Here is a 12,453-nt window from a genome sequence, read left to right as displayed (position 1 = left end):
GCACAATCGCTCTGCGCCAGTGCAGAGTCAGTAAAAGCTCTGCGGGTCGATGTCCACAGTCAGTCGGATGTCGCCTTTCAGGCGCAATGGGGCGATCCAACGGGCGATAGCGTCTTGAATAGGCGCACCTTTCGGGGCTTTGACCAGCAGGCGTACACGGTGTCTGCCCCGGATACGCGCGATGGGCGCGGGGGCCGGGCCGAACACGTGCGCCCCAATCTCGCGCAGCGGTGCATCGTTTCGGGCCATGGCATTGCCGATATCAAAGACAGGGCCGACCTCGGGCCCGGACAAAACGATCCCGGCCATGCGCCCGTAAGGCGGCACGCCAGCCGCCTGCCGCCCTGCGGCCTCGGCCTTCCAGAAACCTTCCTCGTCACCCGACAGAATGGCGCGGATCACCGGATGTTCTGGCTGAAACGTCTGTAACAACGCCTGCCCCGGCTTGTCCGCGCGCCCAGCCCGACCTGCGACTTGTCGCATCAACTGGAACGTGCGTTCGGCGGCGCGCAGGTCGGCGCCATGCAGGCTGAGATCAGCATCAATAACTCCCACCAAGGTCAGTTTGGGAAAGTTATGTCCCTTGGCCACCAGCTGCGTGCCGATAATGAGGTCGGCATCCCCCTCGGCGATCTCCTCGATCTTGGCCTTCAACGCCCGCGCCGATCCGAACAGATCAGAGCTGAGCATCGCGATCTTAGCTTCGGGGAATGTCGCCTCGGCCTCTTCTGCCAACCGTTCGATCCCGGGCCCGACCGGGGCCAGCTTGCCTTCGACACCGCACGAGGGGCAGGCGCCAGGCATCGGTTTGGTCTCACCACATTGATGGCACATCAGACGCTTGAGAAACCGGTGTTCAACCATCCGCGCATCACAGTGATCGCAGGCAATCTGTTCGCCGCATGCCCGACACAACGTCACCGGCGCATAACCGCGGCGGTTGATGAACAAAAGCGACTGCTCGCCCCTTTCGATCCGCTGCCCCACCGCCTGCCGCAAGCTTGGAGAAATCCACGTTCCCGGCTGCATCTGCTCGGCCCGCATGTCGATCGGCTTCATCTCAGGCAGTACTGCCGCCCCAAACCGCGATGTCAGGTCGAGCCGCTCATACTTCCCCGCCTCGGCATTGGCCCAGCTTTCCAGCGACGGCGTGGCGCTGGCCAGAATCACCCGTCCTCCGCAAATGGCTGACCGCAGAACCGCCATGTCACGGGCGCTGTAATGTACTCCGTCTTCCTGTTTGTACGAGGTGTCGTGTTCTTCATCGACCACAACCAAACCCAAATCCCGAAACGGCAGGAACAACGCCGAACGCGCGCCCACGACCAGTTGCGCGTCACCCTGCCCGACCATCCGCCAAACCCGGCGGCGTTCGGTCATTGTCGCACCCGAGTGCCACTCGGCCGGGCGCGCGCCAAACCGCGCCTCAACCCGCGTCAGGAATTCGGCGGTAAGGGCAATCTCGGGCAGCAACACCAGCGCCTGCCGACCCATCCGCAACGCCTCGGCCACAGCTTCCAGATAGACCTCGGTCTTGCCTGAGCCGGTCACCCCCTTCAGCAATGTCGTTCCATAGTCGCCGGTACGCTGACCGGTCTGCAACTTAGCAACCGCTGCCGCCTGATCCTCGGTCAGGGTCTTGCCCGGCAGATCCGGATCCAACTGTGGATAGGGCAAATCGCGCGGGCTGTCCTCCTCGCGCACGGCACCCTGTTTCACCAAGCCTTTGACAACTGACGATGTCACACCAGCCTGTTCCGCCAATTCCTTCAGCGTAAATGCCAACCCGCCATAGTCCTGCAGAACCTCCAGAACGCGGGTCCGTGCGTCGGTCATCCGGTCTGGCTCACCTTGTCCAAGGCGGTAAATCTTGCGCATTGACGGTGGATCACCCAGTCCAGGCGCGCGCGTCGCCAACCGCAGCATTGATGGCATCGGCGTCAGCGTGTAGTCAGCCACGCGCCCCAGAAACACGCGCATCTCTTCGCGCATCGGCGCAACCTCAAGCACGCGGATCACCGATCGGGCCTTGCTTAGATCAAAGCCGCCCTGCCCTGGCCCCCACACCACGCCTAGAACCTTGCGCGGGCCCAGCGGCACCTCGACAAACGCGCCCAGAAAACACCCGCCCTCGGGCGCCTTGTAATCCAGCGTCCGGTCCAGCGGCTGTGCGGTCAGCACGGCCACCAGCTCACCTTGGTCGAAATACTCCTGAGTGCTCAATGCATATCCTTGGGCCAGGGGGTTTCAGCATGGGTCTCTTTGAGGTAAAGGCATCCGCGACCAAGGCCAACCCATCAAAGGACTGCCCTCATGAAATTCTTCGTAGACACCGCCGAGATCGACGCCATCGCCGAACTGAACGATCTGGGCATGGTGGACGGCGTAACCACCAACCCCTCGCTGATCCTGAAATCGGGACGCGACATTCTGGAAGTGACCAAAGAGATCTGCGATCTGGTCGACGGCCCCGTGTCCGCCGAAGTGGTTGCGACCGAAGCCGACGATATGATCGCCGAAGGGCGCAAGCTGGCCAAGATCGCGCCGAATATCGCTGTCAAAGTACCGCTGACATGGGCCGGCCTGAAGGCCTGTAAAACGCTGACCGACGAAGGCCAGATGGTTAACGTGACCCTGTGCTTCTCAACCAATCAGGCGATTCTGGCTGCCAAGGCGGGTGCAACATTCATCTCGCCCTTTATTGGCCGTCTGGATGACATCAACCTCGACGGCATGGACCTGATTGCCGACATCCGTCAGGTCTATGACAATTATGGGTACGAGACCGAGATTCTGGCGGCTTCGATCCGCACCGTGAACCACGTGACAGATAGCGCCCGCATCGGTGCAGATGTGATCACCGCACCACCCGCCGTGATCAAAAAGTTGGCGGATCACCCGCTGACGGACAAGGGTCTTGAAACCTTCCTGGCTGATTGGGCCAAGACCGGTCAGAAAATCCTCTGATCCTGTAACGCACCCGCGCGGCGCCTTCAGGCGTCGCGCCCGGCCCAACTGCAGAATCTGATCATCTGGTCAGTGTATTGCAGGCGGGAGCTTTTCCGACACAGCCCAAGTTTAATTCTACTTTTGCCTGTATTTTTTCCAAGGCAAATGCACCAACCCGTGTTATAAGCCGCTCAACAAAAAAAGACCGGACGGGACATGAGCAGCAACACCAAACTCAAGGATAATCTCCGCGCCGCGATTCTGGCTGAACCGGACGCTGTGCTGGACGACAAGGATCTGATGCAGGCGCTGGTCGCAGCCAACGAACAGGCGCGCGGTGACAATGTCATCGACCTGCGCGGCATCGCCATGCAACGGCTTGAGGCGCGGCTGGATCGGCTTGAGGACACGCACCGTTCGGTCATTGCAGCGGCATACGAAAACCTTGCGGGCACAAATCAGGTGCATCGCGCCATCCTACGCCTGCTGGAACCGGTCGAGTTCGAAGATTTTCTGCGCGCGCTAGGCAGCGACGTGGCCGAGATTCTGCGCGTCGATCACATCACGTTGGTTCTGGAAACAACAGTGATGCAGGAAGATCAGGCAATCGAAAAACTGGGCGGCGTGCTGACCGTGGTCGAGCCGGGCGCAATCAACGCCTATCTCAGCCAAGACCGCGGCGGCCCCGCACGCGAGGTTGTTCTACGTCAGGTTCCAAACCCAAATCCCCGGATTTTTGGGGCTACGGCCAATCAGTTCAGGTCCGAGGCCTGTTTGAAATTGAATTTGGGCGATGGGCGCTTGCCCGGCATGATTGTCATGGGATCCAAAGACGCCAACCATTTCACTCCGCAACTGGGCACCGATCTGCTGTCGTTTTTTGCCAGTGTGTTCGAACGATCAATGCGCCACTGGTTGTCATGAGCCTGATCTCTCCGGCCTGTCGCGATGCGTTGCAGCATTGGCTGGACAGTCTGGGGGCGTTGGCCGGACGGTCTGAGAATACGCAGACCGCTTATCGCGGCGATATTACAGATTTCCTGTCCTTCATGACCCTGCACCACAGCGAGCGGCAGGGTCTGGCGGCGTTGGCGCGGATCACGGTATCCGACATGCGCGCCTGGATGGCCGATCAACGCGCATCTGGCGTGGGCGCACGCTCGCTTGCCCGCAAACTTTCGGCCGTCAAAAGCTTTTATCGCTGGCTGTCCGAACGTGAGGGGTTTGAACCCACGGCCGTGCTGTCGACCCGCGCGCCAAAGTTTACCAAGAAACTGCCCCGGCCACTGGCCGAAGACGCCGCCCGCGCCATGATCGAAACGGTCGAGCTGCAATCGACAAGCGATTGGGTCTCGGCCCGTGACGTGGCGGTGGTCACGCTGCTCTATGGCTGCGGCCTGCGCATTTCCGAGGCGCTCTCACTGACCGGCGCAGATGCCCCCCTGCCGGAGACCCTGCGCATCATCGGCAAAGGCGACAAAGAGAGAATCGTCCCGGTTCTGCCCGTGGCCCGCGCAGCGGTGGACCACTACCTGCGACTTTGTCCGCACCTGCAGGCCAAGGACAAAGCACTGTTTCGTGGCGTGCGCGGCGGCCCACTGAATCCACGCGCGATACAGGGGGTAATGGCCAAGGCCCGAATGCAACTCGGCCTGCCGGCAACAGCCACACCGCACGCGATGCGACACAGCTTTGCCACACATCTTCTGTCCGCCGGAGGAGACCTGCGCGCCATTCAGGAATTGCTTGGACACGCATCGCTTTCGACCACACAGACATACACTGCTGTGGATACAGCGCGGTTGATGGAGGTCTACAACCGCGCCCATCCCAAAGCGTGATGTCTCTACATCGTAACGTTGGGTACTCACTCTAATCTTGCTTTTGGTTTGCATCTGCCGAATGCATCGTACATGAACCCTTCATGACTCTTAGATTCAAAGCCCTTTCCGTCCATCTGTTCACTGCCACAGGTGCTGTTTTCGCAATGCTGGCCATGTTGGCGGCCGTCGAGGAAAAATGGAGCCTGATGTATCTGTGGCTGGTGGTCTCGTTTATCGTGGACGGGATCGACGGGCCGTTGGCGCGGCACTACCATGTCAAAAAGAATGCGCCCGAATTCGACGGGGTGCTGTTGGATCTGATCATCGACTATCTGACCTATGTATTCATTCCGGCCTTCGCGCTGTTCAAATCCGGGCTGATGGATGGCTGGACCGGTTGGTTTGCCATCATTGTCATCACTTTTGGTAGTGCGATGTATTTTGCAGACACTCGCATGAAAACAAAAGATAATTCATTTTCTGGCTTCCCCGGTTGCTGGAACATGTTCGTGATCGTCATATTTGCGTTAGAGCCCAATTTCTGGGTCATCCTGCTGCTGGTGTCGCTGTTGTCCCTGGCGATGTTCCTGCCGCTGAAATTCATCCACCCGGTGCGGACCGAGCGGTGGCGTGCGGTGTCGCTGCCGATGGCTTTTGCCTGGACATTCTTTGCAGGCTGGGCGGCCTGGGTCGATTTCCACCCCGAAAGCTGGGCGCACTGGGGTCTGGTGATAACTAGCTTGTATCTGGTCTTCGCAGGAATAGCGCAACAGATCGTCCCGCAGCGCAAAAGCGCAGGCTACAAGACCTCTTGAACCTCGAACTCGGTGCCGTTGTGGGTGAACACGTCACCCTCTTGCAGGCCGACCATGGCCAGATAAATCGGGCTTTGTGTTGAGATGCCCATGTAGGTTTTGCCGTCCACATCGAACCGCGTGGTCGAAACGCAGACCACGAAGCGGCGATTGTTGAACTTGACGACGGCCCCTGGCTGCACCCTATCGGTGATATTGAAATCGGTGTTTTCAATCACATCAATCTTGGCGTGATGGGCATGCACAGGGGCATCAAAAGCCGCCGCCAGATCCGCGTTCTCGCGCGAGGCCGCGATATCGTCCTTGTCATGCCCTTCCCGGTCATCCAGCTGAGAATCCTTCAGGAAAGCGTCGTAATGGGCCTGTGCCGTCGCCAATTCCTGTGCTTCCAATGACATCAGTTTATCAATGATGGCCTTTTTTCGGACGGCCGGGTCTGTTGAGGCAGTCATGCAATGCGATCCCTTGAATTCTCTATCTGATACAAGTTGAGCCTCAACCAGCCGGATTGCAACAGATTTCCGTGATCAGATCAGCAGGCCCGCTGCCCGTTCATGGCGCAGCAGGGCGACTTTGGTCTCAATCCCGCCATCCCCCGAAAAGCCACCCAGACTGTTGGCAGCCAGTACCCGGTGGCACGGGATAATCACCGGAATCGGGTTGGATCCGCAGGCCTGCCCCACCGGTTGAGGCGGTTGGCCCAGTTCCTTCGCGATATCTCCGTAAGTCCGTGTTTCGCCCAGCGGGATGGCAAACATTAGATCGCAAACCTGCTTTTGAAAATCGGAACCAGTTATGCGGTATGGCAGGTCAAACTGGTCCAGTTTCCCCTGATCATAGGCCTTCAGCTGTGCGGCGGCCTCTTGCAGCAGCGGGGTCTCGAGTCCCTCATCCCGCCCATTCCACACAAGACGTGTGACGGCGCCATCAGTTTCTTCGACGCCAAGTCGACCAAACTGGGTTTCAACGGCAATCATCGGCATGACGGCAGCGTTTCAGATCGCCAGGCTGGGCGCAAGAAGAGAAAACCCCCGGCGTGTGGGCCGGGGGGTCAAATATTAGCTCAGCGCCTCGTCGCAGCGTCCGCAGACGCCTTCATGGGCGTGGCGGCCCACATCGGGCAGGATTTTCCAGCAACGCTGACATTTGTCGCCCTCGGCCTTTTCGAACAGCACCGCGACGCCTTCGATTTCCGGCACGCGGAACGCCTCGGCCGGGGCCGGGTCGCCAGTGACGGTCAATCCGGATGTGATGCACATGTCATCCACGTCGAAGGTTGCCAACAAGTCGCGGGTATCGCCATCCTCGACGTGCACGATCGGGGCCGCTTCGAGGCTAGAACCGATCACCTTGTCCTGACGTTGGATTTCCAGCGCGGCGGTTACAGCCCGGCGCACACGGCGAACCTTGGCCATGTTGGTTTCCAGCTCCGTATCGCGCCACTCGGTGGGAGTATTCGGGAAATCCACCAGATGAACCGAACTGTCGTCGCCGGGGAATCGCTCCAGCCAGACCTCTTCCATGGTGAAGACCAGAACCGGGGCAAGCCATGTGGTCAGGCGATGGAACAGGATATCCAGCACAGTGCGCGCAGCGCGGCGGCGCAGCGTGTCGCCGTCGCAGTACAGCGCATCCTTACGGACGTCGAAATAGAACGATGACAGGTCAACGGTGGCAAAAGTGAAGACCGCGCTGAACACGCCCTGGAAATCGAAGGACGCATAGCCCTTGCGAACCTGCTCATCCAGATCGGCCAGACGGCTGAGAACCCAGCGTTCCAAACGTGGCATATCCGCCGGATCAACCCGATCCGCTTCGGTGAAGTCAGCCAGCGAGCCCAGCATGAACCGCATGGTGTTGCGCAGGCGGCGATAGCTGTCGGCGGTGCCTTTCAGGATTTCCGGCCCGATCCGCTGGTCAGCGGTATAGTCGGTCTGAGCCACCCACAGGCGCAGGATATCGGCACCGTATTGTTTGACGACCTCTTCCGGCACGATGGTATTGCCTAGCGACTTGGACATCTTGTTGCCTTTGGCGTCCAGCGTGAAGCCATGGGTTACCACATTGCGATAGGGCGCACGGCCCTTGGTGCCGCAGGCCTGCAGCATTGACGAATGGAACCACCCACGGTGCTGGTCAGTGCCTTCCATATAGACATCGGCGATACCGTCCTCGGTCCCATCTTCACGGTCTCGCAGAACGAAAGCGTGGGTTGAGCCGGAGTCAAACCACACGTCCAGCACGTCGAACACCTGATCGTAGTCGTCGGGGTTGGCGATACCGTCGAGGATTTTCTCTTTGAACCCGTCGGTGTACCAGATATCCGCGCCGTCTTTCTCGAACGCTGCTTTGATGCGGGCGTTCAGGTCATCGTTACGCAGCAGATAGTCCGCGTCAGTCGGTAGCGCGCCCTTCTTGGTGAAACATGTCAGCGGTACGCCCCAAGCACGCTGGCGAGACAAAACCCAATCCGGGCGCGCTTCGATCATGGAATACAGGCGGTTGCGACCGGTCTGCGGCGTCCATTTCACCAGTTCGTCGATGGACCGCAAGGCACGTTCGCGGATGGTGTCGCCCATCTCGCCCATGCCGTCATCCAGCTTGCGGTCGACCGAGGCAAACCACTGCGGCGTGTTGCGATAGATGATCGGAGCTTTCGAGCGCCACGAATGCGGATAGCTGTGCTTGATCTTGCCGCGTGCCAGCAGACCACCGACTTCGACCAGCTTGTCGATCACGGCCTTATTGGCGTCACCTTCGCCACCCTTGCGGGACAGGATGTATTTTCCACCAAAGAACGGTAGATCGGCGCGGAACGAGCCGTCATCCATTACATTGTAGGTGATGACCTGCTCAAGCATGCCCAGATCGCGGTAAAGCTCGAATTCCTCCATCCCATGCGACGGCGCGCAGTGGACGAAGCCTGTACCCTCGGTATCGGTCACGAATTCAGCCGCGCGGAAGTCGCGGATGTCATCCCATTCGCCGTCGCCACCTTCGGCACCGGCCAGCGGGTGGGTCAGTTGAACATTGGCCAACTCATCCGTCGTCACGTCGCGGACGCGGGTCCACTGATCGTCGTTCAGACGGGCGCGGCCCAACACGTCAGCGGCAAGGTTGTCTGCCAGCAAGAACTTGTCGCCGACACTGGCCCAGCATTCCTCAGGTGCGCCGGTGACTTCGTACAGGCCGTAGGAGATATCCTTACCGTACACGACCGCCTTGTTCGACGGCATGGTCCATGGAGTCGTCGTCCAGATCACGACAAAAGCATCATCCAAGTCGCCTGCATTCACGACTTTGAACTTCACCCAGATGGTGAAGCTTTCCTTGTCGTGATACTCGACCTCAGCTTCGGCCAGCGCGGTCTTTTCGATGGGCGACCACATCACAGGTTTCGAGCCCTGATAGAGCGTGCCGTTCATCAGGAACTTCATGAATTCGTCCGCGATCACGGCTTCGGCATGATAATCCATGGTGATGTAGGGATCGGGCCAGTTGCCGGTGATGCCCAGACGCTTGAACTCTTCGCGCTGGATGTCGATCCAGCCTTCGGCGAACTTCCGGCACTCCTGGCGGAAATCGACGATGTTCACCTCATCCTTGTTCTTGCCCTTCTTGCGGTATTGTTCCTCGATCTTCCACTCGATTGGCAGGCCGTGGCAATCCCAGCCGGGCACATAGCGCGCATCATGACCCATCATCTGATGGGATCGGACGATCATGTCCTTGATCGTCTTGTTCAGCGCGTGGCCGATATGCAGGTGTCCGTTGGCGTAGGGGGGGCCGTCATGCAGGGTAAAGGGCGTGCGGTTTTCTTTTTCACGCAAGCGGTCATAGACGCCGATGGTCTCCCACCGCTCCAGCCATGCGGGCTCGCGTTTGGGCAGGCCGGCGCGCATGGGGAAGTCGGTTTTGGGCAGGTTCAGCGTGTCTTTGTAATCAGGTGTCTGGATCGTGTCGGCGCACATTGGGGGCGTCCTTTGGATGATCTGGTCGTCTTATGGCTCGAAGCGGTCGGTGCGAAGTCTCAAACACCTTTGCCCGGCGTCTCAATGGGTCAGAGCGCCGGGGATATAATTCGAATAATGATGGCCATCCGGTCATACATGGCCGCGCTTATAGGACGCCCGCCCTCAATGGTCCAGAGGTTCCGGGTCCTGCGGCGAATGGCGCAGCTTGGCCCATCGGTTCAGCCATGCCAGCCCTGCCAATGCCAGGCCCAGCGCCAGCAGCGAGAACACCCGGATCAGCCCACCCAGGCCAGCGATATCGATCAGGAACACCTTGGCCACGGCCAGTCCGATCACCACCAGACCCGCCTTACGCATCAGGTCGGATCGGCGCGCCAGCGATTGGTAGAACAGCACCGCACCAATCGCCAGCAGAGCCATGGTGTAGGTGTAAAGTTCGGGCTGTGTCACGCCGTTGCCTTCATACATCCCAGCGGCGCCCTGCCAAACATGGCGGATCATCAACCCCAGCCAAAGGGCGGCAAGTACACTGGTCAATCCCCAACTGGCACGCTTTAGCCAAAGCGGGGTTGCGTAAATGCGCCAGACCGAGAAACCGATAATCAGCGCAGGCAGCAGATAGGCTACCGCCAGCGTATTCAGAACCGGCGGTCCCAGAACCGGTGGCACGGCTGTGCCGAGCAGCGGGTTCGCCTCGACCACCGCCTGCGCCAGACGCAACAAGCCGTGGCTGGCAAAGAACGCGGCCAGCAGATAGCGGACGTAGTTCAGCTTACCCCCCAGTTCCAACCGCTGGACTTGCGCGAAGGCTAGAAGCAGCCAGATGATCGCCAGCAAGCCCAACCCCCAGTGGCTGTTGGTGGCGTTGCCTTCGCCAAAGCTTTGCAGCCAGCGCTCCAAAAGCAAGGACAGCAGAATGCCCCCGGTTGCCCAAGCCGCGCTTTCCAACAACAGGCTCGCCACCGGGCGATGCATCGGCCGCAGTAGCAACCACCCGATCACAAATCCCAAAGTGGCCCCGCCATACACCAGCGCCATCTCAGGCACCGGTGCATAGCTGGCCCAGGCAAGGCCCGGTGTCAGAACCAACCGAACGGTAACTGTGAATACGCCTGCCCAGATGAACCAAGTCATCGGTGGCAGATTGAATTGGCGGTCCAGCGCCGCTGCCATCACGACCATCAAAACCAGCGCAATGGTTAACGCGGCCGAGCTAAGAACAATGATGCAGGCAAAACTCAGGCAGGACAGGGCTGATATCGTAGCCAGCGCCGGACGCATCCGGCCCTCGCCATCCGCGCGTGCAAAGCGTTCCGCCAGAACGACCATCAGCACGCCCAGCGCAATTGCGTGCAAGGCCCAGGGGTATGCCCCGATGACGTGGGCCGGATGCCAGCCGACCTCAAGCGCGATGGCCAACGCGGGGGTAAACACCGCCGCTGCTCCGGCCCAGATTGCCGCGTATCTTTGCGCATTCATCGACCGCCATGCCGCAGTGATCGAAATCACCACGCCAAGGGCGATGAGAATGGTTACCACCCAAGGAAAGTCAGCCTCGGGCGTTTCTGCAAAGGTCTCGGCAAACTGGCGCAAAACGATCCCGTTGTCCAAGCCATGCATCAGGACAAACCAGACGAGACCAAGCGCAGGCAGTGCCGTAGCATCCTGCAACGCTTCGGCCCGCTGTGCCCACAACATCAATCCAAGGGTCATCCCGGATAGCAGAACAACGCCCAACCAGAACTCATCAACACTGTCCGCCCAGTGCAGCGACACAATCGCCGAGCTGACAGCGACCGCGCCAAAGCCCAGTCGGGTCGGGAATTCTGGCCATGCATCGCCCTTTTTCCGCCTAACGATTTCGCAGATCATCGACCCGCCATGATTGGGCCAAACGCGCCGGACCGGAATTGCGATGGCGATCACAGCCAATGCCGTCACGCAAAACAAGTATGCGGCCTCGGTCAGGGGCGAAGACAACACCAGCAGCAGGCAGGTTGTGTAGGCCCCAAACAAGGTTAGGACCGAGATCCATGCCCAACGCCGCACCGTGTCGATTCCCAGACCCAGAACAGCGATGACAACGAAATAGGTATACAGCCAGCTTGGGTTCTCTGACGTGCCACCAACCACGAAGGGGGCAGAAAACGCACCAATTAATCCGACAGCGGCCAGCAAAGGGCCGTGAAACCAGCCCAAAACCAATCCCACCAGCGCAACCGCGACCATTGCGGTCAAAGCGACCTCGGGGCCGATCAGGTCATAAAGCTGCCGCGCGGCTAGAACGCCTCCGAACAGCGTGACCAGCCCAGCACCGGAAAAGACCGACGGCAGATAGGCAGTCGCTGTGCTTTCGTCATCACCATATCTGCGCCGGATGACCTCGCCAGCAACAATCAGCACTGCGCCGAAAAGCAACGCCGCGATCACACGAGCGGATGGCGGCAACAGCCCGCTTTCAAAGCCGTACTGAACCAGGAATATCCCCGCCAGCGCCAGCGACAGGGCCGAGACCGCATAGAACCAGTTCTCGCGCAGCCAGATTGTCAGCGCGGCCAGACGATCCTCGCGAATGACAACGGCTGCGGGTGGCGTTTGCTCGGCCACAGGTTTGACCGATTGCGCCTTGGCTGCAGACCATGGGGCAGGTTTTGATGCCCTGTCCGGCTTTTCGGTCGGTTTGCGCGGCTCAACCTGCTGCGGTTCCGGCGCATCGCTGCCAAGGGACAGTATTTGGCGCTCCAGATGCTCAACCCGTCGACGTAGGCGTGTATGGTTGACTAACAGCACAACGATGGTGACCGGAATGGCCAGCACGATCAATCCGACAAGGACAAGAAGGGATTCCAATGGGTTCTCCGGGCGGTTTCGATGTCAGGCTACCTGAGGCGA

Annotated in this window: 9 protein-coding genes; 4 read left to right on the top strand and 5 right to left on the bottom strand. The window is 59.7% G+C overall.

The window, feature by feature from the left end; translation table 11 throughout:
- Positions 1-27 precede the first annotated feature (27 nt).
- Positions 28-2,223: a primosomal protein N' gene (locus tag ACR0AJ_RS14760; RefSeq protein WP_170351719.1), complete on the bottom strand. Its 2,196-nt coding sequence runs from the start codon at positions 2,221-2,223 to the stop codon at positions 28-30.
- Between the two features lie 90 nt (positions 2,224-2,313).
- On the opposite strand from ACR0AJ_RS14760, the gene fsa reads away from it, so the two are divergent.
- The 4 genes from fsa to ACR0AJ_RS14740 all read left to right on the top strand — a co-directional run bounded on the left by fsa (position 2,314) and on the right by ACR0AJ_RS14740 (position 5,587).
- Positions 2,314-2,967 carry a fructose-6-phosphate aldolase gene (gene fsa / locus ACR0AJ_RS14755; protein WP_170351720.1) on the top strand — a complete coding sequence of 218 codons (654 nt, stop codon included), beginning with the start codon at positions 2,314-2,316 and terminating at the stop codon, positions 2,965-2,967.
- Positions 2,968-3,165: 198 nt separating this feature from the next.
- Complete coding sequence (locus tag ACR0AJ_RS14750) at positions 3,166-3,873, top strand: DUF484 family protein (protein WP_170351721.1); 708 nt, start codon at positions 3,166-3,168, stop codon at positions 3,871-3,873.
- The gene (locus ACR0AJ_RS14745; protein ID WP_170351722.1) at positions 3,870-4,790 is read left to right on the top strand and encodes a tyrosine recombinase XerC; all 921 of its coding nucleotides are present in this window, start codon (positions 3,870-3,872) and stop codon (positions 4,788-4,790) included. Before ACR0AJ_RS14750 ends, ACR0AJ_RS14745 begins: the two co-directional genes overlap by 4 nt.
- A gap of 83 nt (positions 4,791-4,873) precedes the next feature.
- Complete coding sequence (locus ACR0AJ_RS14740) at positions 4,874-5,587, top strand: CDP-alcohol phosphatidyltransferase family protein (protein ID WP_170351723.1); 714 nt, start codon at positions 4,874-4,876, stop codon at positions 5,585-5,587.
- Here the strand turns inward: ACR0AJ_RS14740 and ACR0AJ_RS14735 are convergent.
- The 4 genes from ACR0AJ_RS14735 to ACR0AJ_RS14720 form a co-directional block, all read right to left on the bottom strand.
- Positions 5,572-6,039 (bottom strand): hypothetical protein, encoded by a 468-nt coding sequence (locus tag ACR0AJ_RS14735; protein ID WP_170351724.1) that lies wholly within the window; start codon positions 6,037-6,039, stop codon positions 5,572-5,574. The genes ACR0AJ_RS14740 and ACR0AJ_RS14735 overlap by 16 nt on opposite strands.
- A gap of 75 nt (positions 6,040-6,114) precedes the next feature.
- A complete protein-coding gene (locus ACR0AJ_RS14730) occupies positions 6,115-6,570 on the bottom strand; it encodes a methylated-DNA--[protein]-cysteine S-methyltransferase (protein WP_170351725.1) in 456 nt (151 codons plus the stop codon).
- Between the two features lie 75 nt (positions 6,571-6,645).
- A complete protein-coding gene (gene ileS, locus ACR0AJ_RS14725; RefSeq protein ID WP_480664202.1) occupies positions 6,646-9,558 on the bottom strand; it encodes an isoleucine--tRNA ligase in 2,913 nt (970 codons plus the stop codon).
- 165 nt (positions 9,559-9,723) lie between these two features.
- Positions 9,724-12,411 carry a DUF2339 domain-containing protein gene (locus ACR0AJ_RS14720; RefSeq protein ID WP_480741203.1) on the bottom strand — a complete coding sequence of 896 codons (2,688 nt, stop codon included), beginning with the start codon at positions 12,409-12,411 and terminating at the stop codon, positions 9,724-9,726.
- Positions 12,412-12,453 lie beyond the last annotated feature (42 nt).

Source organism: Ruegeria sp. CJ9 (assembly GCF_056536625.1).
This window is presented reverse-complemented; position numbering and strand designations above follow the sequence as displayed.